Source organism: Campylobacter magnus (assembly GCF_028649595.1).
Taxonomy (GTDB): Bacteria; Campylobacterota; Campylobacteria; order Campylobacterales; family Campylobacteraceae; genus Campylobacter; species Campylobacter magnus.
In genome coordinates this window covers 276,628-298,944 of sequence record NZ_JAQSLK010000002.1, presented here as the reverse complement: position 1 = coordinate 298,944, position 22,317 = coordinate 276,628, and the positions used below count along the sequence as shown (strand labels likewise).

At 39.7% G+C, this 22,317-nt stretch carries 29 protein-coding genes and 6 tRNA genes; 25 read left to right on the top strand and 10 right to left on the bottom strand.

Annotated features, from left to right (window positions below; genetic code table 11):
• Window positions 1-36: 36 nt before the first annotated feature.
• Window positions 37-420, bottom strand: coding sequence for a hypothetical protein (locus PTQ34_RS04065; protein ID WP_273932239.1), 384 nt, complete (start codon window positions 418-420; stop codon window positions 37-39).
• A 1-nt stretch (window position 421) separates the two neighbouring features.
• On the bottom strand, window positions 422-652 hold the full coding sequence (locus PTQ34_RS04060; protein ID WP_273932237.1) for a hypothetical protein: 231 nt from the start codon (window positions 650-652) through the stop codon (window positions 422-424).
• 562 nt (window positions 653-1,214) lie between these two features.
• On the opposite strand from PTQ34_RS04060, the gene PTQ34_RS04055 reads away from it, so the two are divergent.
• The 17 genes from PTQ34_RS04055 (at window position 1,215) to PTQ34_RS03975 (ending at window position 9,436) form a co-directional block, all read left to right on the top strand.
• Window positions 1,215-1,400, top strand: coding sequence for a hypothetical protein (locus PTQ34_RS04055; RefSeq protein ID WP_273932236.1), 186 nt, complete (start codon window positions 1,215-1,217; stop codon window positions 1,398-1,400).
• A complete protein-coding gene (locus PTQ34_RS04050) occupies window positions 1,381-1,560 on the top strand; it encodes a hypothetical protein (protein WP_273932235.1) in 180 nt (59 codons plus the stop codon). Before PTQ34_RS04055 ends, PTQ34_RS04050 begins: the two co-directional genes overlap by 20 nt.
• Window positions 1,561-1,677: 117 nt before the next feature.
• Window positions 1,678-1,968: a helix-turn-helix domain-containing protein gene (locus tag PTQ34_RS04045; protein ID WP_273932234.1), complete on the top strand. Its 291-nt coding sequence runs from the start codon at window positions 1,678-1,680 to the stop codon at window positions 1,966-1,968.
• Window positions 1,969-1,978: 10 nt separating this feature from the next.
• Complete coding sequence (locus PTQ34_RS04040; protein ID WP_273932233.1) at window positions 1,979-2,935, top strand: MerR family transcriptional regulator; 957 nt, start codon at window positions 1,979-1,981, stop codon at window positions 2,933-2,935.
• Between the two features lie 12 nt (window positions 2,936-2,947).
• Window positions 2,948-3,202, top strand: a complete 255-nt coding sequence (locus PTQ34_RS04035; RefSeq protein ID WP_273932232.1) for a hypothetical protein — start codon at window positions 2,948-2,950, stop codon at window positions 3,200-3,202.
• 9 nt (window positions 3,203-3,211) lie between these two features.
• Complete coding sequence (locus PTQ34_RS04030; protein WP_273932231.1) at window positions 3,212-3,406, top strand: hypothetical protein; 195 nt, start codon at window positions 3,212-3,214, stop codon at window positions 3,404-3,406.
• Complete coding sequence (locus PTQ34_RS04025) at window positions 3,396-4,214, top strand: PD-(D/E)XK nuclease-like domain-containing protein (protein ID WP_273932230.1); 819 nt, start codon at window positions 3,396-3,398, stop codon at window positions 4,212-4,214. The genes PTQ34_RS04030 and PTQ34_RS04025 overlap by 11 nt, the downstream gene beginning before the upstream one ends.
• A complete protein-coding gene (locus PTQ34_RS04020) occupies window positions 4,214-5,041 on the top strand; it encodes a DNA-methyltransferase (protein ID WP_273932229.1) in 828 nt (275 codons plus the stop codon). Before PTQ34_RS04025 ends, PTQ34_RS04020 begins: the two co-directional genes overlap by 1 nt.
• Window position 5,042: 1 nt before the next feature.
• A complete protein-coding gene (locus tag PTQ34_RS04015; protein WP_273932228.1) occupies window positions 5,043-5,873 on the top strand; it encodes a recombinase RecT in 831 nt (276 codons plus the stop codon).
• Window positions 5,860-6,063 (top strand): DUF3310 domain-containing protein, encoded by a 204-nt coding sequence (locus PTQ34_RS04010; RefSeq protein WP_273932227.1) that lies wholly within the window; start codon window positions 5,860-5,862, stop codon window positions 6,061-6,063. The genes PTQ34_RS04015 and PTQ34_RS04010 overlap by 14 nt, the downstream gene beginning before the upstream one ends.
• Complete coding sequence (locus PTQ34_RS04005) at window positions 6,060-6,611, top strand: single-stranded DNA-binding protein (RefSeq protein WP_273932226.1); 552 nt, start codon at window positions 6,060-6,062, stop codon at window positions 6,609-6,611. The genes PTQ34_RS04010 and PTQ34_RS04005 overlap by 4 nt, the downstream gene beginning before the upstream one ends.
• Before the next feature lie 12 nt (window positions 6,612-6,623).
• Window positions 6,624-7,082 carry a hypothetical protein gene (locus tag PTQ34_RS04000; protein ID WP_273932225.1) on the top strand — a complete coding sequence of 153 codons (459 nt, stop codon included), beginning with the start codon at window positions 6,624-6,626 and terminating at the stop codon, window positions 7,080-7,082.
• Between the two features lie 9 nt (window positions 7,083-7,091).
• Complete coding sequence (locus tag PTQ34_RS03995; RefSeq protein WP_273932224.1) at window positions 7,092-7,535, top strand: hypothetical protein; 444 nt, start codon at window positions 7,092-7,094, stop codon at window positions 7,533-7,535.
• Between the two features lie 9 nt (window positions 7,536-7,544).
• Window positions 7,545-8,156: a hypothetical protein gene (locus tag PTQ34_RS03990; protein ID WP_273932223.1), complete on the top strand. Its 612-nt coding sequence runs from the start codon at window positions 7,545-7,547 to the stop codon at window positions 8,154-8,156.
• Window positions 8,149-8,952, top strand: coding sequence for a phosphoadenosine phosphosulfate reductase domain-containing protein (locus tag PTQ34_RS03985; protein ID WP_273932222.1), 804 nt, complete (start codon window positions 8,149-8,151; stop codon window positions 8,950-8,952). The genes PTQ34_RS03990 and PTQ34_RS03985 overlap by 8 nt, the downstream gene beginning before the upstream one ends.
• A gap of 11 nt (window positions 8,953-8,963) precedes the next feature.
• Window positions 8,964-9,278 (top strand): DUF7768 domain-containing protein, encoded by a 315-nt coding sequence (locus PTQ34_RS03980; protein WP_273932221.1) that lies wholly within the window; start codon window positions 8,964-8,966, stop codon window positions 9,276-9,278.
• Window positions 9,275-9,436: a helix-turn-helix transcriptional regulator gene (locus PTQ34_RS03975; protein WP_273932220.1), complete on the top strand. Its 162-nt coding sequence runs from the start codon at window positions 9,275-9,277 to the stop codon at window positions 9,434-9,436. Before PTQ34_RS03980 ends, PTQ34_RS03975 begins: the two co-directional genes overlap by 4 nt.
• Here the strand turns inward: PTQ34_RS03975 and PTQ34_RS03970 are convergent.
• The 6 genes from PTQ34_RS03970 to PTQ34_RS03945 all read right to left on the bottom strand — a co-directional run bounded on the left by PTQ34_RS03970 (window position 9,428) and on the right by PTQ34_RS03945 (window position 11,228).
• Window positions 9,428-10,612, bottom strand: coding sequence for a tyrosine-type recombinase/integrase (locus tag PTQ34_RS03970; RefSeq protein ID WP_273932219.1), 1,185 nt, complete (start codon window positions 10,610-10,612; stop codon window positions 9,428-9,430). The two genes, PTQ34_RS03975 and PTQ34_RS03970, sit on opposite strands and share 9 nt — an antisense overlap.
• A gap of 146 nt (window positions 10,613-10,758) precedes the next feature.
• A tRNA-Lys gene (locus tag PTQ34_RS03965) sits at window positions 10,759-10,834 on the bottom strand.
• Between the two features lie 25 nt (window positions 10,835-10,859).
• Window positions 10,860-10,936: transfer RNA gene (locus tag PTQ34_RS03960), tRNA-Glu, on the bottom strand.
• 33 nt (window positions 10,937-10,969) lie between these two features.
• Window positions 10,970-11,046 (bottom strand) — tRNA-Asp (locus tag PTQ34_RS03955).
• Between the two features lie 12 nt (window positions 11,047-11,058).
• Window positions 11,059-11,134, bottom strand: a tRNA-Val gene (locus PTQ34_RS03950).
• 18 nt (window positions 11,135-11,152) lie between these two features.
• A tRNA-Lys gene (locus PTQ34_RS03945) sits at window positions 11,153-11,228 on the bottom strand.
• 99 nt (window positions 11,229-11,327) lie between these two features.
• On the opposite strand from PTQ34_RS03945, the gene PTQ34_RS03940 reads away from it, so the two are divergent.
• Together PTQ34_RS03940 and PTQ34_RS03935 are read left to right on the top strand one after the other, a co-directional pair.
• Window positions 11,328-12,830: a M20/M25/M40 family metallo-hydrolase gene (locus PTQ34_RS03940; protein WP_273932218.1), complete on the top strand. Its 1,503-nt coding sequence runs from the start codon at window positions 11,328-11,330 to the stop codon at window positions 12,828-12,830.
• 179 nt (window positions 12,831-13,009) lie between these two features.
• The gene (locus tag PTQ34_RS03935; protein ID WP_273932217.1) at window positions 13,010-15,688 is read left to right on the top strand and encodes a hypothetical protein; all 2,679 of its coding nucleotides are present in this window, start codon (window positions 13,010-13,012) and stop codon (window positions 15,686-15,688) included.
• Between the two features lie 460 nt (window positions 15,689-16,148).
• Here the strand turns inward: PTQ34_RS03935 and PTQ34_RS03930 are convergent, their stop codons facing one another.
• Window positions 16,149-17,018, bottom strand: coding sequence for a polysaccharide deacetylase family protein (locus tag PTQ34_RS03930; RefSeq protein WP_318532614.1), 870 nt, complete (start codon window positions 17,016-17,018; stop codon window positions 16,149-16,151).
• A 43-nt stretch (window positions 17,019-17,061) separates the two neighbouring features.
• Between PTQ34_RS03930 and PTQ34_RS03925 the strand changes: the two genes are divergently transcribed.
• From PTQ34_RS03925 to PTQ34_RS03905, 5 genes are all read left to right on the top strand, one after another.
• Window positions 17,062-17,136: transfer RNA gene (locus PTQ34_RS03925), tRNA-Glu, on the top strand.
• 75 nt (window positions 17,137-17,211) lie between these two features.
• Entirely contained in the window at window positions 17,212-18,309 is a 1,098-nt protein-coding gene (locus PTQ34_RS03920; RefSeq protein WP_273932216.1) for a glycosyltransferase family 4 protein, read from the top strand.
• Window positions 18,309-19,520 carry an O-antigen ligase family protein gene (locus tag PTQ34_RS03915; RefSeq protein WP_273932215.1) on the top strand — a complete coding sequence of 404 codons (1,212 nt, stop codon included), beginning with the start codon at window positions 18,309-18,311 and terminating at the stop codon, window positions 19,518-19,520. The genes PTQ34_RS03920 and PTQ34_RS03915 overlap by 1 nt, the downstream gene beginning before the upstream one ends.
• The gene (locus tag PTQ34_RS03910) at window positions 19,517-20,539 is read left to right on the top strand and encodes a glycosyltransferase family 4 protein (RefSeq protein ID WP_273932214.1); all 1,023 of its coding nucleotides are present in this window, start codon (window positions 19,517-19,519) and stop codon (window positions 20,537-20,539) included. The genes PTQ34_RS03915 and PTQ34_RS03910 overlap by 4 nt, the downstream gene beginning before the upstream one ends.
• Entirely contained in the window at window positions 20,536-21,477 is a 942-nt protein-coding gene (locus PTQ34_RS03905) for a glycosyltransferase family 9 protein (protein WP_273932213.1), read from the top strand. Before PTQ34_RS03910 ends, PTQ34_RS03905 begins: the two co-directional genes overlap by 4 nt.
• A 177-nt stretch (window positions 21,478-21,654) precedes the next feature.
• On the opposite strand, the gene PTQ34_RS03900 is transcribed toward PTQ34_RS03905, so the two are convergent.
• Window positions 21,655-21,921 (bottom strand): hypothetical protein, encoded by a 267-nt coding sequence (locus tag PTQ34_RS03900; RefSeq protein WP_273929767.1) that lies wholly within the window; start codon window positions 21,919-21,921, stop codon window positions 21,655-21,657.
• A 71-nt stretch (window positions 21,922-21,992) separates the two neighbouring features.
• On the opposite strand from PTQ34_RS03900, the gene PTQ34_RS03895 reads away from it, so the two are divergent.
• Window positions 21,993-22,256: a hypothetical protein gene (locus PTQ34_RS03895; protein ID WP_273932212.1), complete on the top strand. Its 264-nt coding sequence runs from the start codon at window positions 21,993-21,995 to the stop codon at window positions 22,254-22,256.
• Window positions 22,257-22,317 lie beyond the last annotated feature (61 nt).

Below are 22,317 nucleotides of genomic sequence, written 5' to 3'. Positions count from 1 at the left end.
ACTTTTTGCTTTTTGCTTAAAATTTAGGTTAATTTTCTAAAATAATTTAGCTAAAAAGCCTAGTGAGTAATGTAGTAGCTCGCTAGCACTGCGCCTTATAAGCTCATCTTTGCCACTGCTAGCGCATTCGCTTAGCCACTCACCAAAGCTCTTTTTTTGCTCTAGGCTTTTGGGCTGTTGTTTTAGTAGCTCTAGTCCCTTGGGGCTCAAAATAGCATTATAGATAAAATCATCATTTATAGTGCTTTCAAAGTCTATAAAGCCACTATCTTTTAGCCAAATTAGCGTGGCAAACATTATCTTAGCATTTACTTCGCCAAAGTCGCTTTTATAGTTTAGCTCGCATTTACAAGGGAATTCCGTGTATAAAAATGCTAGAATTTTGCCTACATATAAATCAAAGGTTTTGATATTATCCATTTTACTCCGCAAAGACTATGTTAAAAAAGCATTCTTTGTTGTTTTCTTTGATATTTTTAAATGATACTAGCATAGCCCTTTCTAGCTCGTTTAGGGGCTTTTTACAAATGGGGCATTTATAAAGTTCGGTTATTTTTTCCCAGCTTGAGAATACCATTGCTCCACAGCATTTACACTCTACACCGATTTGCTCTGCGTTGTTTAGCACGATTTTTGCGTTTTTTATATCCATCTTTTTCCTTATTTTTGTGAAATTATAGCAGATTTTTTAGAATTTTTGCTTTTTTATCTATTTTTCGCATTTTTATGCTTTTTTAAAAAAGTGTCTTTTTATCACACTTTTTAAGCTATATTTAAGTGTCCTTTTGATACACTTCCACCAGCGAAACAAAAAGAGCTTAAAAGAGCCACAAAGTTAAAAAGCACTTTTTGGAGTAGCTGGGTTTTTTTCATATTTTCACCTTTTTTTAAGATTAAGGGGGTTCGCCCCCTAGAATATGAAAAATGTTTTTTAACTTAACATTGTCAAAGATAAAAGCTTGAAAACAAACAAGGGAATTCTAGAATTCTAGAATTCCCAAATGCCAAGATTATCCAGTCAAGCTGGATAATGATACAAAAAGACAGCTTAGGCAAGCAGTGGGGAAACAATAATGTGCATTTTAAGCATCCTTAAGAAAAATTAAAATCATGTTTTTTCCTCCTAGAAAGTTTAAACTATTGCTTAGTAATTCTAGAAAATTCCGCCGCTAGCCCCACTGCTTTTTTAAGCTGTCTTAAAAAAAGGAGAAAAAATGATAAATGGATTTGAGTATAGGGACAACTTACCAAAATGCCCTGAGCGAAGTGATAGCTGGCTAAGTCCGTCTAGCTATGAGTGCGATGAGTGCGACGAGTGCGAAGACAGCCAAGAGTCAAGCGAACAAGACGATGATGAGCTAGCCTATCAGGAGTTTTTAGATGAGTTTAGCAAAAAATGAGCCGCTAAGACCAAACGGACTGAGCCTTAAACAAGTGGGGCGTAAGCTAGGATATAGTGAAACCCAAATTCTAGTTATACAAAAGGAAGCCCTAGCAAAAATGGCAAATATCCTAAAAGCGGGAGGCATAAAAAGCCCAGCGGATCTAGGTGTGCTATGAGAGTATGGGGCGGATGTGAAAGGCGCAAAAATAATGATGATGCGCTAAAAATGTTAATCGCTGTCGGCGCTGTGGTGCTAACCATAGCCTTAATAATAATCTAAAAAAGGATGAAAAATGATAACAAATTCACAAGCAAAGCACTCGCTAGAGCTAGTAGCGAGCCTGCTAGTAAAATACGGCAAAGTAAGCTCTAGAGAAGTATTTATCGAATATGGTGTGCGTGGTCTAGCCCAGCGCATAGTAGATCTGCGCAAAATCGGCTTTAATATCGCTACTTTTAGAGTGAGGGGCGATTGTATATACGAGCTGATAAAAGCTCCAAGAGAGTATGAAAAGCTAATCACCCAGTATAAAATCAACCTAGCAAGAAAGCGCAAAATACGCAAAGAATTCCTAAGCGCATAAGGGGGAGAAAATGGCATATTTTTACGGAGAATATTCACAAAGTCAAGTAGAAGCTATCTCAGGTGTGCCTTTTGATACCATAAGGCAATACCAAAGACTAGGGCTAATAAAGCCAAAGCAAAAGCCAAGCGCAAGTGGCAGAGTGGAGCTATACTATACAGATGAGATAATAAAGCAAATACAAGCACTTTACAAAAAAGACACAAACCCACAAAAAGAGCAAGATTTAGGCAAAGATAACGAGTATATCTCGGTAACTGCTGGCGATCTGATTGATACGCTTGGCTGCGCTAAAGAGACAGCTTATAGGTATATCAGGGCTTACGGGGTTAAAAGTCCAATTACCATTTATGATGACGCGCCTCAGTATAAGATAAAAAAGAGCGACCTTGAAAAAATAAAGCAAGAGTATAAAGCAAATGTAAAAAAATACCACCCTAACCCTAAACCTAAACCTATAAGCCGCACTACATTTAAAGATGAAGTTTTAAATTTCTTTAAAGGGCAAAGAGACGACTTTGAAATAACTCTTGGCGAGATAGCGCAGATAATTGGTATAGACCCTACAAATAACACAGCGTCTTATGGAAACCTGCGAAATGCTGTTTTGTCGCTACAAGATGACGGAATTTTGAAAACAGAAATGAAGTCTCGCAAAATATTTGTATCTCTACAAAAACAGCCAGTAGGGGCTGAGGCTTATGCGCTAAGGCTAGAAAATGAGCGGCTAAAAAGTAAGCTAGACAAACTAGAAGCTGAAAATAAAATCTTGTGTGAAAACCATAAAAACGAAGTGGCAGAGCTAGAAAATGCTTATAACGCTCTAAAAGCAGAGCTAAAAAGCGTAAGAGATGAGCTAAGTCAAATGATAAAAGCTCACAACGAAGTAGCAAAGCCTACAATACAAATCTACACGCCACAAGAACAGACACAAGCTGGGGGTTGGCTTAGTAGATTTTTTGGATAAAGGGGGGTAAAAATGAGAATAGCAGACATAAAAAAGCAAAATATAGAGCTAAAAAAGCAAAATGCTGAGCTAAAAAAAGAGCTAGATTTAGCAAACGATCAGCTAAAAGCCTTTGAGAGTTTAATCTCTCGCAAAGAGAACAAAATAGGCGAGCTGATAAAGCAAAACTCAGAGCTAAGCGCAATAATACTGCGCCAAAGCGAAGAGCTGCGAAGTGCTAACGAAAAGCTAACAAAGCGCAAAGGGCTTTTTAGCTGGCTGTGGTAAAGGACGAAAATGAACGAAATAAACGCAAAAATATCTAAGCTGTGGTTTTATCTACACTCGCTAAACACTGCGCTAGATAATGTAAGAGAGGCAAACTCAGTGCAAACTCGCAATGATGAGCGCTCAGCGGCTTTGCTAGATAAAGCAGATGCTTTGCTAAAACAAGTAGAAAACGAGCTAAAGGGGCTAGACAATGACAAATAAAGACTACCACGCTCACAGCGCAATTAGCAAGAGCGATATAGATTTGTTTTTACAAAGTCCAAAGAAATTTGCGCTTAAAAAGGCTGGCAAATTAGCTAGCGATGATAGCCCAGCCTTGCTACTTGGCTCGTGCGTGCATAAGCTGATTTTAGAGCCAAATGACTTTGAGAGTGAGTTTATAGTAGAGCCTAGAATTGACAAGCGTAGCAAAGAGGGCAAGGCGGCTTATAGCGATTTTTTAGAGTTAGCTTTTGGCAAGAGCATTCTAAGCCCTATGCTTTATGAACAAGCAAGGGCTATGGCAAAAGCCGTGCTAGCTAACAAAACAGCGCAGAAATTCATCACTGACGGCTTTGCTGAGAGAAGCTTTTTTAGCACTTACAAAGGGCAAGAGATAAAGTGCCGCCCTGACTACTATAATCAAAAACTAGGGCTTGTCGTGGATGTCAAAACCAGCGCAAATGCTAGCGAGTTTGGCAAAAGCATAGGCAACTTTAACTACCACATCCAGCAGGCACTATATAGCGATATTTTAATGGCAAATGGCTTAGCGGTTAATGGCTTTGTCTTTGTGGTGGTGGAAAAAACTGCGCCTTATATGGTGGGGTTTTTTACACTTAGCGAAAAAGCGGTAGAGTTTGGGCGTGAGTGCTATCAAAACGCCCTAGATAAAATCATCGCTCTAAAAGCGCAAAATCTAGAATTCCCAGACTTTGCGGGGCTAAGCATAGATGAAAACGGGCAAATTAACCAAAAAATAATTCAAGAGATAGACCTGCCAGCGTGGGTATATAATAAGGGTGCGTGATGCAAAAATGGCAGATTTTTAACGATAATTTTCAAAACTACAAAAGCCGCCATTTGCCAAAAGCCCAGCTTGTAATCGCTGATATCCCCTACAATCTAGGCGCAAATGCTTATGCTAGTAGCAGGCAGTGGTATAAAGACGGCGGCTTAGTGGATGGATTTAGCGATGGAAATTCAAAAGAGCATTATAGCGATAAAGCTGGAAAGCAGTTTTTCGACACGGATAAAAACTTTAATTTAGCTGAGTTTTTTCACTTCTGCCATAAGCTAATCATAAAAGAGCCCAAAGCTGTTAATTCTGCTGGCTGTATGCTAGTCTTTTGCGCCTTTGAACAGCAATTTAGACTAATAGAGCTAGCTGAGAGGCACGGCTTTAAGCACTATATAAACCTAGTTTTTAGAAAAAAAAGCTCGGCGCAGGTGTTAAAGGCAAATATGCGAATTGTAGGAAATTGCGAGTATGGACTTTTATTTTATAGAGATAAACTGCCAAAATTTCGCAATAACGGCAAAATGATAATGAACTGCTTTGAGTGGGAAAATGACAGCAAAATAGCAAGAATTCATCCCACGCAAAAGCCAGTTAGGCTACTTGAGAAGCTAATTGCGCTTTTTACTGACCCTAATGATGTAGTGATAGATCCTTGCTGTGGAAGTGGCAGCACGATAATCGCCGCTAGAAATCTAGGGCGCAGAGCGTATGGCTTTGAAGTAAATAAAGACTTTGCGAGTAAGGCGGCGGAGTGGCTAAATTCTAGCTATGAGCCTGATCTCTTTAGCCTTTGCGAGCAGAACGAAATAAAACAAAAATACAAAAAAGGTGCGTAAAATGAACGAAGTAGTAAAAAAAGAGAGTTTGCCAGTAGCGGTAAAATCAGCATTAAATAGCGAGCAAGCACTCTCAAAAATGGCTGAGTTTTTTAGCGGTGATAGCGCAAAGATGACACGCTTCAAGTCCGCTCTCATTGACATAGCAAGCAGCGAAAACCTAGCGCAATGTAGCGTGAACTCGGTGCTAAAAAGCGCATTTAGCCTAGCTGAGCTTGATCTAGACATTAACCGCAATCTAGCCCAAGCTTATATCGTAAAGTATAAAAATGACGCCCAAGCCGTAATCAGCTACAAAGGCTGGCAAACCCTAGCTGAGAGAGCTGGCAAGCGTATAAAGGCGCATAGCGTGTTTATCTGCGATGAATTCAGCCGAGATCTTAGCGAGTTTGATGAGAAAATAATCTTCGTGCCAAATGACAAAGAGCGAAATTCTAGCGATGATGCGTGGTATATGAAAAACTTGCGTGGCGTGCTAGTGCTGATAAAAGATATGAGCGATGGCTATACCAAGCGCGTTTTTGTGCCAAAAGACAAGCTAGAAAAGATAAAAACCAAAAGCCCTAGCGCAAAGAGCAATTATAGTCCGTGGGCGCAGTGGTGCGAAGAGATGTATCAAGCAAAAGCGATAAAATACGTGCTAAGCCGTGAAGCACTGAATTTTAAAAGCGTGGCTATCGCAAACGCAATTGCGCTTGATAATAAGGCTGATATGGAGATGGCTAGTGATACGCCAAAAATCAGCCAAATTGATCTAAACGCAATAGCCTATGAAGCTACCGAACCGCAAATAATAGACGAAAATGGCGAGGTTTTAAATGGCAACCAGTAAGCAAGTAGGCGGCGATCACTACGCTATTATGAACATCCAGCCAATAGAGTTTATCCTAGCAAATCAGCTAGGATTTTGCGAGGGTAATGTCATCAAATACCTTTGCCGCTATAAGCGCAAAAATGGCTTAGAGGATCTCAAAAAAGCAAGGCAATATCTAGATTTTTTGATTGAAAGGGAGAGCAGATGAACTTATTTATTTTTAACGGCACGATTTGTAGAGATATAGAGCTAAAATATACGCAAAATTCAAGCTTGGCGGTGATCTCTAACTCACTAGCCTTTAATAAAAAAGACGCAAATGGCAATCAAAGCACGGTATTTTTGGACTTTGTGGCTTTTGGTAAGACAGCCGAGCTGATAAATCAGTATTATCAAAAAGGCGATATGCTCTGCGGAGTGGGCGAAATATCAGCCGATGAGTGGCAAGAGCAAGATACAGGGAAAAAACGCACAAAGCATAAAATCATCATCCAAAAGCTAGAATTTACCAAAAGCCCTAAGGCGTGGGCTGGGAATTCTGCTAATAACAGCTGGAATTCTGGGGCTGAGGCAATGGCGCAAAATATCGCAAATAGTGGGGCTGTGCTTGGCGTGAGCGTAACAAACTACGCAAATAATGGTGGGAATTCTAATCTAGGCTACAATCAAGCACCGCAAAATTATAACCAAGCGCAAAATCGTAGCAATTCACAGCCGCAAAATTTGGCGCAAGATTTAGATGAAATTCCATTTTAAAAGGTGGAGCAAATGTATTTAGACTATGATACAGCCCCAGCGCAGATAAAAGCTAGACTGATAAAAATAGCTAATATGAGCGTAAATGACCGCTCAAGGATATATGTCAGCCACAATTTTAAAGTAAGGGGCAAAACCAAAACATCAAAATACGATGGCTTTTTGTATCAAAAAAAGGGCAAAAATCATCGCACATCGCCAGTGTTTTTTGATAAAGTGGGCTTTAAGCTAAAAGAGCTAGAAAAAATAGAAAAAAATACATATTTAGCAAATCTAATTGAGAGCTACAAAGACGCTGTGCGAAGTGGCGCAAAGCTGGGGCATTTAGCCGGTGAGCTTGTAAATATGGGGCTTTTTAATGGTGCGAGCGCAGCGCATATGTATTTTCGCCAAAGCAATTACGGCAGAGATGAAGTAAATAAGGCTATTTGTGAAATCCTAGATAAATGGGGGATAAAAGCAGATGAATAAGGATAAAAAATGAGCCTAGCTAAACAAATAAAAGACAATTTAGGCACTGAACTAGCCGAGCTTTTAAGCGAGTTAAAGCAGCTAAGAGCCGAGCGAAAAAAAGGACACGCTAGCAAAGTCGTATATATGATAGATACCACCACGCAAATCGGCGGTAAATTACACGAGGCAGGATGTGGCTTTAGCCCTTGCTTTTTTGGCTCGCTTAAAGAGTGCGAGAGTGCTATCCGCTGTGCTTGCGCTGCGTGCTACAAAGCCCTTGAACGTGATAAATGCAAGCCTAGGCTAGTATCAAGCTACGATAGCGACAAGATAGCAAAGGGTGCGGTGCGCATATATTACACCGAAAAAGGCTCTAAAAAATCAGCTATAAGGGAATTCCGCCCTGTAAGCTTTGAGCTAGCAGGCACGCTAGAAAAAGCCAAAGAGCTAATGGGGCTAAATGATGAATAAGGATGAAAAATGAAAATTGATTTAAATGAAATCTACGCTAAATTAAAAGCGTGGAGACACGAGCGAGGCATAACAGCGCAGAGCCAAAAAGAGGGATATTTAGTTAATGTGATGGAAGAGCTGGGCGAGTTGGCAACGGCGCTTAGAGAGTATGAGAGATTCTCTAAGCCAAGTTATCCTTACCCAAAAAATAAAAAATACGCCGAACACGGGATAATTGACGCTTTGTGCGATATTAGCGTTTTTACGATAAACGCAGGGGCTGATATACCTTGTGATTTTAAGGTTACCCAAATCCAGCCAAACGCAAATTACAGCATAAATGCTGAGTTAAATTTTCTCATAGAGAGAGTAACTCATTTTAATAAAGCTATTATTTTTGGAGATTATCCAAAAGATACAGCTATTTATTTTAACTCAATTTTGGATAAATGTGCTGATATTTGCGAGCTTTACGGCTTTAATTTTCAAATTGCTATGGATGAAACTATTAAAGAGATTAGCTCACGCACTGGCTCGTATGATGAAGTAAGCAAAAAGTGGGTAAAAGATGAGAGCGATGAGGCAAGGGCTAGGTGGTATCAAGCTAACTATGAGTTGGCAAGGATTAGCGATGAATAAAAAAATCTATATCGCAAAATTAAGCGGTGGCAAAGATAGCACTGCGATGGTGGATTTGCTACTTCGCAATAATTATCCGCTTGATTATATCCTTTTTTGCGACACGCTCGCTGAGTTTGGCGCAATGTATGAGTATTTAGATAAGCTAGATGCTTATTTTAAAAAGGCTTATGGCAAAAGCATAACACGCACAAAGCCAAAAAAGAGCATAAACGAGGCGGTATTTTCTAGGGTTAGTAAAGGCGAGCATAAAGGCGAAATTAAAGGCGCATTTTTGCCGCAGATGGGCTATTGCGACTGGCGGCTATACTCTAAGCTACACACTGAGGACGATTTTATAAAAAATCTTGGTGTAAGCAAAAGTGATGTTATCACTTACCTAGGAATAACGATAGATGAAAAGCACAGGGCAGATTTAGAAAATGAAAATCTAGCTTACCCTTTAATCACTGATTTTAAAATGAGTGAAAGAGACTGCCAAAACTATTTAAAAGAGCGTGAGCTAGAAAATCCGCTTTATAGGCATTTTACACGCACGGGCTGTGCTTTTTGCCCTGCCCAGTCAATGCGGGCTAAGTTTAATTTATGGAAATATTATCCTAGCGAGTGGCAGAAAATAAAAGAACTAGAAAGCGAGATTTTAGCGCAAGAGGCTAAGGGCGAAAAAATCTATAATAAATACTGGTTTAATAAGTGGAGTGTGGACGAACTAGAAACACGCTTTAAAGCGCAGGATGACGGCTGTGGCTCGCTCTTTGATGATGAGCCGTTAAAAGATTGTTTTTGTAAATTTTGAGGGATAAAAAAATGAGTAAATTAGTATATATAGCAAGTCCATTTAGCAAAATTTGGGATAAAGAATTTGCGGTGCTGTTGGCAGAAAAAGCCTGTGATGAAGTGGCAAAAATGGGCTTTTATCCAGTAAGTCCTGTGCTGCTGTGGGCTGGGCGAATAAGCGAAAAAAACGCAGATGAGAGAGAGAAAAACTTAGAAGCTAGCCGTGAGCTTTTAAAATCTTGCGCTTTTATCTATGTAGCAAAAAGCAAACATAGCTGTGAGAGTGCTGGCATAGAAGCTGAGCTTAACCTAGCAGCTGCGCTAGGCATAAAGGAGCTAAAATGAGCGAGTGGCTAAGCACAAAACAGCTGTGCGCCTACTTGCACATCAGCAAAGCCACGCTTTGGCGGTATCTCAAAGCTGGCAAGCTCCCACAGCCAAAAAGGCTAAGCGATAGAATTCTGCTTTGGGAGAAAAAGCTAGTAGATCAAATGCTAGCATAAGCTATCTATATAATCAGCCCAAAACTGCATTAGCTCACGCTTTTCATCAAGGCGCAAGGCGTGGTTATACGCACTTCGCACAGTGTCTTTTTGCTCGTGGGCTAGGCACAGCTCGATTATCTCTGCGCTTAGCTTGTGCGTGGTGCTTAGCTCATTTAGCGTAGTGCTAAAAAGCCCACGCAGTCCGTGAAAGTCTTGGGCTTTGCCAAAGCCTAGAATTTTTATTGCCTTATTTAGCGTGCTATCGCTCATCGGCTTTTCATTGTGGCTAAAAACTAGCTCGCAGGTTTTATCCATACTTTTTAAAATCGCTTCTACCCCAGAACTCATCGGCAAAATAAACTCTCTTTTCATTTTCATTTCATTAGCTGGGATTATGATTAGCTTTTTGCTAAAATCCAGCCACTCCCAGCGTAGTTTTCGCACATTTGCTGAGCGTAAAGCCGTGTATATCCCAAACTTCAAAGCAGATTTTATAAGCTCGTTTTTGTAGCTATTTATGGCGGTTAAAAAGCTTTGTAGCTCGGTAGCGTCAGTAATAAAGCGGTGGTGCTTTACTTCGTGCTTGTCTTTGAAAAAATCGCTAAATTCCAAATCAGCCAAAGGGCTAGTATAATCATCTATAAGCCCTTCAATGCTAACAAATTTTAAAATATTTTTTAGAATTCCAAAGGTTTTTGACTTAGTCTCATAGCCATCGCCCCTTTTGTCTTTTAGCTCTAAGTTTTTGATAAGCTCTACAAGCTCATTGCGCTTTAAATCTTTGATTTTTCGCTGGGCTAGGCGTGGGAGCAAGTGATTCTCAAGTCTAGCTTTTATGCTTTTTTTAAAGGTGGCTAAACCCCTTTTTTCTTGCTCTTTTAGCCAAAGGCTCGCTACTTGATTAAAGCTAAGCTCGTTTTCTTGCTTTTCTAGCTGTGGGTCTAGCCCTTTGGCGATTTGCTCTCTTAGCTCATCAGCCTTGCGCCTAGCATCACTTAGACTTAGGCTTGGGTATTTGCCCAGCGTGATTGATTTTTGCTTTTTATCTTTTTCGTAGATAAACAAAAAAGCCTTGCTAGTTTGCGTAACATTTAAAAATAGATTTTTGCTCGCTTCATCATTTAACAAAACTCGCTTTTTATCACTTGGAATTCTAAACGCTTTTATCTGCGCATCTTTTACAAAACTTGCCATTTCATCCCCCTTTATACAAGGAATTATACAAGGTTTTTGCTGAAATTAAATGAAATCTTATGAAATCATTTGAGACTATAAAAGCCCTGAAAGCTTGATATATTCGTGCTATTTGATACTTTTTGAAATTATTTGATTTTAATAAGTGGTGCCCCGTGTAGGGGTCGAACCTACGGCCTTATCATTAAGAGTGATCTGCTCTACCAACTGAGCTAACGAGGCAAAACAAATTTAAAAAAAGAAAGTCTGGCGACCCTTGCAAGATTTGAACTTGCGTTCTCGCACAGAGAATGCGATGTCCTGGGCCCTCTAGACGAAAGGGTCAAGCCTGCAAAATGGTCAAAAAACCGAAAGAAATGGCGCGGCGAACGGGGCTCGAACCCGTGACCTCCGACGTGACAGGCCGATATTCTAACCAGCTGAACTACCGCCGCAACCATAAAAGATGGTGGTCGCTATAAGACTCGAACTTATGACATCTACCTTGTAAGGGTAGCGCTCTACCAACTGAGCTAAGCGACCGATCGTTAAAAAAGAAAGTGGTGTCCTGCGTTGGATTCGAACCAACGGCCCCCTCCTTAAAAGGGAGATGCTCTACCGACTGAGCTAGCAAGACATAAACTTGATTAACGAAGTGGAATTATAGCCCAAAAAAATACAAATGTCAAGATTTTTTAGTATAATTTTCAAAAAATTTTTTCTAAAAGGTGTAAAAATGCGATTTTTAGGGTATTTTGAGCAGATTTGTTCTATCCCACATTGTTCTTATCAGGCACAAAAACTAGGCGAATTCCTTCTAGAATTCTCAAAATCTCGTGGTTTTGATACCAAAATTGATGAGAATTTTAATATCCACGCTATAAAAGGCAAGCCAAAAATCTGCCTTCAAGCCCATTATGATATGGTTTGCGTGGGCGAGGCACCAAAAATAGAGCTTGAAAATGATGGAGAGTTTTTAAGTGCGAAAAACTCCACGCTAGGCGCTGATAATGGCATCGGGCTTGCTATTATTATGGATATAATGGACGAGGCGCAGGATTTAGAGGTGCTTTTTACTAGCGATGAGGAGGTGGGGCTAATCGGCGCAAATGCTTTTGCTGGCGAGATTTGCGCTCCAGCTCTACTAAACCTTGATAGCGAGGATGATAGTGAGGTCATCATCGGCTGCGCTGGTGGGCTTTTAGCAGAGTTTAGGCGTGAGTTTGAGCCTTGCGAGCTCGGTTTAGGCGAGCTTTTTAGCCCTAGCGTGAGTGAGCATTTTGGCACTGGGCTTTTATCTAATGAAGGCTCTCATAGCACTAGCGCAGAAAACTGCACTCAAAATAGCAGCAATTTAAGTGCTAATTACTACGAGCTTAGCTGCGAGGGGCTAGAGGGTGGGCATAGCGGCATGCAAATAGCCAAAAATATCCCAAATGCCATCAAAGAACTAGCGCATTTTGCCAAAAATCATGGCGCAAACATCCTTGCTATAAGCGGTGGAGATAGAGACAATGCTATACCTACTTGGGCAAAGGCGCTAGTATCTGCTTCTAGCAAGCTACAAAGCAAGGGGCTAGTCAAGGCTAAAAAGCTTGATTTATTAGGCGCAAAAGAGCTTTTTGCTAAACTTTGTGATGATGATTTAAAAAATCCCATTATAATGAAATCAAATTCGGCTGATTTCACTAGGAATTCTAGCAATTCTAGAATTCCTTTGTTAAATGATTTTTTGCTCGCTCTACCGCATGGTGTGCTTGGCTGGGATGAGGGGCTAGGACTGCCAAAAACTAGCGCAAACCTTGCTATAGTGCGCACTAGCCTTACTAGCAAAGATGAAAATGCGCGCATAGCTTTTAGCGTGCAAATATATGCTAGAAGCAGCAGCCAAGAGGAGCTAGCAAAGCTAAAAAATAGCTATGAGGCAATAAGCGAGCTTGCTGGCTTTCAAAGCTCGTTTGGGGCTAGTTCTATACCCTGGGAGCCTGAGCAAAGCGAGTTTGCTAAAAGCGTGCTAAATGCTCTACAAAAATACCGCCCTAATGCTAAAATAACAGCAATCCACGCTGGGCTAGAATGCGGCTGTCTAAGCGCAAAAATGAAGCAAAAAGGCAAAAAGCTAGTAGCTTGTAGCATAGGGCCAAACATCAGCGGCGCACACACAATAAACGAACGCTGCGAGATAAAAAGCGCACAAATCATAGCCCAAGTCGTGCGAGATGTGCTAAAAAACGCCTAAGACGCCCTAGAAATTCTAGAATTCCTAGGCAAAATCTAGAATTCCTAAGTAAATTCTAGAATTCCTAGCTAAATTTCTTAGGAATTCTAGATTAAAATTTTAAGATTTTAATGGTAAAAAGCTTAAAATGTGCTACAATTATGAGATTTATTCGCTTATGATTTTAAGGAGGTTTTATTGTGAAAAAGGTGCTTTTAGCTTTGTTTTTAATGTCTGGCTTTGTTAGTGCTGGTTTTAGCATAACTGATTTTAAAATAACTGATGAGAGTGGTTTTACGCAATCATCTTTTGGATTTTTAGAGCTAGATATCCCAACTGGTAGCGTTCGGCAATACAATGTTAATGTTACTGATATTATACCTGGTGTTTCCAAAGTTTTCTTTACAAACAATAGCCAAGGCAATATTCTACTACGCTTTAACGCTGGTGTTACATCAAAAAAACAAGCAGTATTTAAAGTAGGTAGACAAAAAGGTGATCAAAGCAACTTCCCCAATAGCGATTACTACGCTCTTTCATCGTGCGAAGTGGATAAAAACCCGAGAAATAGACCTACAAGATCATTTTTTATCATAAATAGAAATGAGACAAAAGTTCTAGAGTTTTATTTGCGAGATTGCGATACAGGCGATATTGAGACAACAGGAAAAATAAATCTACAAACCACGCTTTTAGCAATCAGGACGCAAATGAGCGATAATAGCGTTGATCCGCAAAATGGCTCTAGCGCGGATCGTGGTCTGCCAGCGGTAATCATAGCTCAAAAGACAACTAGAGACTTTTCAACTAGGTCTGCTACAGGCAAAGACGAGTTTTTGTGCAAAACAAGGAATAATATACAAAGCCTAGACCTCTACGACGGAAGTGGCAAACAAATAACGCCATTTACTTACAATTGCGAAAATGATCAATGCTTAAAAATTAATTTTACAATAGAAAATAAAAGTGGCACAAACTACCGAAAAATGCATTTAAAACTCACTTGTCAAGATGGGAAAAATCAGCAATATTACTTCGATGCTAGACCAAAGGAAATAAAAGTATCTAATCTACCAAATCCAAATAATGATTGGCTATATGCTGAACAAAGGTATAAAAGCGACGACGGCAAAGCTTATGATGATGGGTTTAGTGATGCTATAAATATAAAACAAATAGGCTCTTTAGCAAATTGCGATAATTGTAAAGTAGTAGCAAACAACATAGAATCTAAAACCATGAAACCTATCACTCTAACCCCAGTAGATGCAGAAGGCAATACAATAGAGAGCTACAACTCTATTGCCGAAATAGCAATAACAGGCAAAATATACAGCGATGGCGCTAATCAAAATCCAATAAACGAAACAAATGGCAACGCTCTAATTCGCCCTTGCGTAGCTGGTAGCAAAGCTAACTGTGAGATAGCTATAGCTGAGATTAACGGAGCTGCAAAAAGCGAGATATACACAGATATAGTAAATAAAACAAAAGTCCTAGCCTACAATAATGTAGGTCCAACTGTGCTATATGGCGTAGATACCGAGTGGACAAGATACTCTCAAAGCCAAGTAACCCCGCTTTGCGATGTGCTTGAAAGCCACGATTATGAGAAAAATGTAATGATAAACGGCAAAGAACACCATCTTGTAGGTTGTAATATACCATTTGTGAATGCAAATGGTGGTGAGATAAACTTTTATTCCTTTAAACCAGCTCTTTATAAAATGCTTTTTGAGAGCAAAAACTCACCGGCAAATGATAGCTACGGCACAGATAAGCTTACTTATATACATACAATAAAAGCAGAGGACTACAACGCTACAAATAATAAAATATTTGAAGCGGCTGATTTTAACGCTAGTATTTTGGCAATAGGCGCATCGCTTGAGAGTTTAAAAAATAATCGCACCCTTAGCCACTACGACAATAACCTAAAAGTAGCTAATACGCTAAAATTTTCAGGTAATCCAGCAAATCCTACTATCACTATAAATGGTAGCAAAACAAACGACATAGCAGCTGATTTTAGAGTAACAGTAAACAATGATGAGACTGATATAAGCGGTGCTATCATGCTCACATTAGAGCCAAACAATCCTTACAATCACGAAAAACTCTACAAAGCTAATCCTACACCAACAGAGATTACAGACAAAAATAACATTGATATAAATATGCCCAACGATAAATTCTACGCTGGCAAAAACATAAAGGTTAATAAACTAAACCTCAAGCGTGAGGATCTACTAGCTAGAAGCTATGCCCATATAGGTAGCTCAAGCGTGAATATAGACATGACTAAAAACGCAGACTTAAACACAACAATTACAGAGGAGAAAGCAGCCTTTATTTCTAGCTACAAAGGCGATGATCTAAACTTCGTAGACGCTGCTATCATCGCTCCAAACCTAGCTAGCAACGGAACTACTGATGGCGCTGTGTATCTAGCTGGATACTGTGAGTCTACAAGTCTCACAGCATGCAAAGAAATTGAGGTTTTTATCTCAAGCGCCATCGCAGGACATATAAACTACTATGGCTTTAGGGATATAAGAGGAACCGCTACTGATAATAGTCTTTTTAGGTATGAAAGAGCGGAATTTGCGCAGTTTAAAAACGGCGCAGATTTTCTAAAGAGTTTTGAAGCCGACAAAGTAACCATAATGCTAAAAGGCGATCAAGCAAAAGAGTATTGCAATATTTTTAGAAACTGCTATGAGCTAGAAACTGACAAGTTTGGCACTACATTTAATAGCTACAAAGCTAGCATTACAAAATGGCACGGCGGTGGCGACGAACAGGGCAAAACCATAGTTGATAATATAACAACAGACGGCAAAAACACTCGCCGCAAAGAACAAAGACTAAGTTTCTAAGCAATTCTAGAATTCCTAAGTAAAATCTAGAATTCCTAAGTAAAAACTAGAATTCCTAAGTGATTTTATCTAAGGAATTCTAGAATTCCTAAGCCTTGTGTCATCCCCCAGCCTGATCGGGGGATCTCATCAAATAGCCATCATTGCGGAAATCGCCGTCATTGCGAGGAAGAATTATAAAATTTTTGCGGGGTTTTAGGGGCGGCAGCCCCTAAGGGTTTAGGGCGTAGCCCTTATAAAATTTGCGAGCAGTGGGGCTTGCCCCACTAAAGCGAGCAAAAATCTAGAATTCCTAAGGATAAATTTAGAATTCCTTAAAGATTGCTTCGCTTCGCTCGCAATGACGAAATTTCTAGAATTCCCTAGGGAATTCTAGAATTCCTAGCTTTGGTCGCTTTACTCCCCTCAATGACGTAGGGAATTCTAGAATTCCCTAAGTTAAAAATACCCCTGCTAACCATCACTTAGATTTTATTAGCGAATAAAGCTGTGAGAGCGTGTCGTTGCAATATATAAATAGCGTTTTTTTCAGCCAAAAAGTGCTATTTTTGATAGCTATGCGCTTAATATGTTCGCACTCATTATCGCTTAGATTTGCCCCACGCTTTGTGGTGTAAAGCACCTTGTAGCCAGCGTCTTTGGCGATTTTTATAGAGTTTTCATCATAGACGCCACGAGGCCAGCACAAATGCACATCATCAAAGCCAAGGCGCTTTTTAATCGTCTGTTTACAAAGCCCGATATCATCTGCTAAATCAAGCTTGCCAAAATATCCGTCCGTATGTCCGTGCGTGTGCGAGTGAAAGCTAAAAACATCGCTCATCGCCTCTATCTCATCCCAGTTTAAAACAACAGCGCCGGGGCGTTCTTTTGCGAGTATTTTGGCCTTTTCGTGGCAGGCAGGCTCAAAAGCTAGTGGATGTTTGCTAGCCTCTTCTATCCAGCTAGTAATTAGAAAAATCGTAGCCTTTAGCCCATATTTTTTAAGAATAGGATAAGCATAAATGTAGTTATTTCTCCAACCATCATCAAAGGTAATTAGCACGGATTTTTTTGGCAGGGTGATTTTGCCTTGTTTATACGCTAGTAGCTCATCAGGTGTGATGGTGGTATAGCCGCCCTTTGCTAGCATTTTCATCTGCGCTTCAAAGTTTTTTTGTGAAATAGCAATAGTACCATCATTTTCAAGCACATGGTGATACATCAGCACGCTTATGCTCATTTTTGTCCTTTTTGCATTTTTGTCCTTTTTGCTGTGATTATAGCGAATTTTAGCAATTTTGCGCAAAAATCTAGAATTCCTTAGGAATTCTAGATTTTTTAAGCACATTTTAAGCCCTTAAAAGCTAGAATTACAGCCTTTTTACACCTTTGGCCCCTTCGTCTAGCGGTTAGGACATCGGCCTCTCACGCCGGTAACACGAGTTCGAGTCTCGTAGGGGTCACCAAGATTTAAGCTCTTTTTAATCACAAGCTTTTAAAAAATTCGTTATAATCATTTAAAAACCCTATTTGGCAATATAATGAAAAAAATAAATATCCTACACACCGAGTGGAGTACTGGCTGGGGCGGGCAAGAGATGCGCATACTCTCTGAAAGCCTTGCCTTGCGTGATACTTATGGCGCAAAGGTGCTACTAGCTACAAGAGATGGTGCAGTTTTAGGTCAAAAGGCAAGCGAGGCTGGGCTAGAGGTAGCATACTTTGGCTTTAAAAACTCGCTTGATATCCGCTCAGCCTATGGCATAGCAAAACTAGCCAAAAAGCATGAAATAGACATTATAAATACACATAGTGGCAAGGATACTTGGATAGGCTGGATGGCTAGCATTTTAAGTGGAGCAAAGTTTGTGCGAACTCGCCACATCGGCAATAAAATCAGCTCTCATCCGCTAAATTTTGTAAACAAAAGAGCTGATTTTATCATCACAACAGGCGAGCAAATCAGGCAAAATTTCATTGATTTTAACGGCATTTTGCCAAGCAAGATTAAAAGCATACCAACAGGTATTGACACTAAGATTTTTGAGCCTAACAAATACGATAAAAACAAGGTGCGTGATGAGCTAGGAATTCCTAGAAGCGCAGTTTGCGTGGGCAGCATGGGGCTTTTTAGAGAAGTTAAAAGGCTTGATATTTTCTTAAATATCGCTCTTAGCATACACAAAACGCACCCAAACACACACTTTTTGCTAGTTGGCAGTGGCGATACTGAAAGCTTTGTGCGTGATTTTATATCTATGCATGAGATGAGTGAGTTTGTTACTCTTTTGCCTTTTAGCCCTGAGCCTGCAAAAATGCTTAGTGCTATGGATATTTTTATGCTGACCTCATCTAGCGAGGGCGTGCCACAGACCTTGATGCAAGCCCTGTTTATGCAAAAAGCTTGCATTGCGACAAATGTTGGTAGCGTGCGAGATTTGTTTTTTAAAGATAATTTTTTGCTTTGCGACTGTGATGAAAATCAGCTAAAATCTGCGCTAAAACTGCTCTTAGAACATCCCCAAATGCTTGAAAATCTAAGTTCAAACAAACAAGAGTTTGTAAGGACAAACTTTAGCCTAGAAAAAATGGCTAGCGATGTCTATAGCGTATATAAAGAGATTTTAGGGAGCAAATAATGAAACAAGCCACTTTTAGCCAAAGCAGCCTTGAAAAAACAGCAATTCTAGAGAATTCTAAAGCTAAAATCACACTAATTAGCATTTTTAACGCACTTTTATGCGTACTTTTTTTTGCTTTGCCAATTAGCGAGGCTGTAAAACAAATCTCTCTTTATGCGCTAATCGTCCTTGGCTTTTATATAATCTGGCGGCAAAAACTTTCTTTTAAGCTTGATATGGTTGGTATTTTTCTCATCGCCTATGCTGGCTTTTTTGCGCTTAGTGCGCTTATAAACGCTCAGATGAAATACATGCTAGACCCCATTCGTAGTGTCGCACTTTTTTTGGTAATTTATGGACTTGGTGCAAAAAATATTAGGCTAAATTTTGTGCTATATTGCCTTTTTGGCGGTTATTTGATAGCATTTATTATGGCTAGTTACAAGGTCTTTTTTGCAGGGGCTCAGCTTTTTGAGCTAAAAAGCATCGGCTATGTAAATACAAGCGCCATTTACTCGCTCTTTATACTTAGCATTTTTCTTTGTGCTTTTTGGTGGAGACTAGTTAGCAGGTGGCTTTGTATAGCAGCGATTTTGCTTAGTTTTAGTGGGGTGGTGCTATCAGCTTCTAGGACTTGTATTTATCTGCTGCCTTTGCTGTTTTTGCTTTTTGGCTTTTTTGCTCTTAATTCTAGCAAAAATGAGAGCAAATTTAGCTGGGAGCATTTATTTATCATGCTTGGAGTGATTATAGCTTTAGCTTTAGTAGCTTTTTTGCTTACACTTTTGCCACACGAGCGTATTGCTTATAAAATCAGCCTTGGCAGTGGTTTTCTTAGCACAAGACTTTATATTTTTGGCTCTGCGTTTTATACTTGGCTAGAACATCCGTTTTTTGGTATTGGTGGGGCTGAGTTTTTAAATGTAGATAACTCTATTTGGTATCCAAATAGCCCAGAACCACACGCTCCACACGCACACAACACGATTTTACATCTACTTTCTACAACTGGTATTTTTACCGCACTTTGTTATATTATTTTTTGTCTTTTTGCTCTTGTAAAGTTCTTTAAAGCACGCAAAAGTGCCCTTGGGCTTTGCGCTTTATTAATTCTAGTCTTAGGCAATATCACAGGGCTAGTTGAGCTTCAATTTCACAGCGAAAATTTACTTTTGACGATGTTTATTTTTGCTCTTGCTTGTTCTTGCTTTAAGGGGCAAAAAGCATGAAAAAACTAGTATTTCTAAGAGAAAATCCAAACGCGTCTGGTGGGGCTGAATTATACTTAAAGTGGCTTAAAGCTAACTTTGAGAATTCTAGAATTCCTAGCCAAATTCGTGGTTTTAGCGGCAGCAAAAAGCTTGCTTCATGGATAAAAGCCCTGCTTTTTAACAAAGAAGCAAGAGCAAAAAAAGCCCCTGATGAGCTGTATTTTAGCCTAGCTCGCATTGATAGCAGCGATATTTACCGCACAGATGATGGCGTTCACAAAGTTTATCGCAAAAGCAAAAAGTTTTGGTGGCTAAATCCTATAAACTTCGTTCACCCCTACTTAGAGAAAAAATGCTTTGAAAACGCAAAATGCATAATAGCAATATCGCAAATGGTAAAAAGGCAAATCATAGAATGCTACAGCGTGCCTGAGAGTAAGATAGAAGTGCTTTATAATGGCGCAGAATTCCCTAAAAAAATAGATAAAAAAAGCGCAAAAAAACAGCTTTGCACTAGGCTGGGGCTTGATGAGAGCGAACCACTTGTGCTTTTTGTAGGCTCTGGCTTTAAAAGAAAAGGCGTTAAAGAACTCTTGCTTGCGCTAAGCGAACAAAAAAGTGCCTATAATGCTCTTTTTGTGGGCAAAGATAAGCGGCTTGAGGGCTATAAAAATCTAGCAAAAAGTCTTGGTGTAAAAGCACATTTTCTTGGTGCTAGCGATGGGGCTAGCGAGTATTTTGAGGCCTGCGATATACTAGCTTTGCTCTCAGTCTATGAGCCCTTTGGGCTAGTGGTGCTAGAAGCGATGAGCTATGGCTGCGCTGTGATAGCTAGCGATAAATGCGGGGCAGCAGAGTTGCTTGAGAGAGAATTTATAGCCAGTGATAGCACCTGCGCTAGCAAGATACTAGCAGGGCTTTTAACAAATAGCCAAAAGCTAAAAGGGGCAGGCTTACAAAACCGCCAAAAAGCAAAAGAACACTCGCTAGAAGCAAATGTAAAAGCGCAAATCGAGCTTGTTAGGCGGTATTTATGAGAGTTTTTATAGAGCTACCTACTTGGCTGGGCGATAGCGTGATGGCAAGCGCTGCTATAGAAAATATCGTAGCAAACTACAAAGAAGCAAAAATTACATTTTTTGGCAAAACAGCTGCTTGCGAGCTTTTTAGTGCTTTGCCAAACTGCGAGCTTATCATCACCGATAATAGCAAAAACTCAAAATCTAGGCTTTTGTGGCTCTACTCATTAGCAAAAAAATTACAAAATTACGATATTGCGCTTTCTTTTCGCTCGCATTTTGCTAGCAAGTTTTTATTGTTTTTTATAAAAGCAAAGAAAAAAGCCCTTTTTAAATACCAAAAAAACGAGCTTCATCAAGTAGAAAAATATTTAAATTTCGTAAATTTAGCCCTAAGATTAAAAAGCTTAAATAAAGCTTTAAAATTACATTTTTCACCCTATTCTTACGCTCGCCAGACGCTAGGGCTAAACCCTGGCGCAAGCTACGGCTCGGCTAAACGCTGGGGGGCAGAAAAGTTTGCCGCCCTAGCTAGTGCCCTTGCCTCAAAATACGATATAATCATCTTTGGCGCTAAAGGTGAAGAAGAAATCTGCGCTAAGATTTCAGCTATTTTAGAGCAAAGTAACATAGCCCACCAAAATCTCTGCGCTAAAACTAGCATAAAAGAGCTTGCGCAACATATCGCAGGACTTAGCCTTTTTATCACAAACGACAGCGGTCCCATGCACATCGCCTCTGCCTTTGGAGTAAAAACTCTTGCTATTTTTGGGCCTACAAACTGGATAGAAACTGCGCCGTATGATAAAGAAAATTCTAGAATTCTACGCTTAAATTTGCCTTGTTCGCCTTGTATGAAGCGAGTTTGTCCTCTAGGGCATCACGCATGTATGGACAAGCTCACAGCCCAGGTGGCACTAGCTAAACTTAGCGAACTTGGGATAAAACCAAGCTAGGAATTCTAGAATTCCGTCAAAATTCCGTCATTGTCCGTTAGTGAGTCATCCTCCGACTTGATCGGGGGATCTCTATAGTGAAATTCCGTCTAAAATTCCGTCATTGCGAGGGAGCAAAGCGACCGAAGCAATCTCGTTCAAGTCTTAATAATAAGGCTTAAAAATGAGATTGCTTCGCTACGCTCGCAATGACGGAATTTTAGAATTCCCTAACACCGAAATCACCCAGTCAAGCTGGGTAATGTCATACCAGCCATTTATCGCTTGGGCTGAGTGGGCAAGTTTGTCCGTAAATGTGTTTGTGTTATCTGCTATTTTATTTAGCGTTTTATTTGTTTTTTCGCTTTGTTTATTGAATTTATTTAGAGCATTTGTTAAATTATTTATACTAGCTTGAGCGTTACTGGTATTTACTTCTACGCTTGATTTGACATTTAGGCTCATTTTTACCACCTTTTTATATTTTTTCTGTTAAGATTTTGGAGTTTTAAAATTTTCTTGTCAAGGATAAAAAAATGTTTTCTGCTCCGAGTAGCATTTTTGCTATTATTTTTGTTTATTTATTAATTAAATGGTATATAGATGGTGGAAAATACGCAAAAATAAAAAGTCAAAGTATGAAAAAATTCAGGCAAGATTTAAAAAACGGAGTAGTGTCTTTTGAGCTTAAAAATTATCCTAATTTAACAAAAAATGATATTAAGGAAGAATTGGGCGATACTATAAATATCAGGTTTTATGATAGCGCATTAGGGCAAAAAGCAATTTATAAAGACTAATTCAGCTAGCACCTAGTTCGGCATTCATTGCGCTGATGTGTCGTTCTAGCACTTAGCTGCG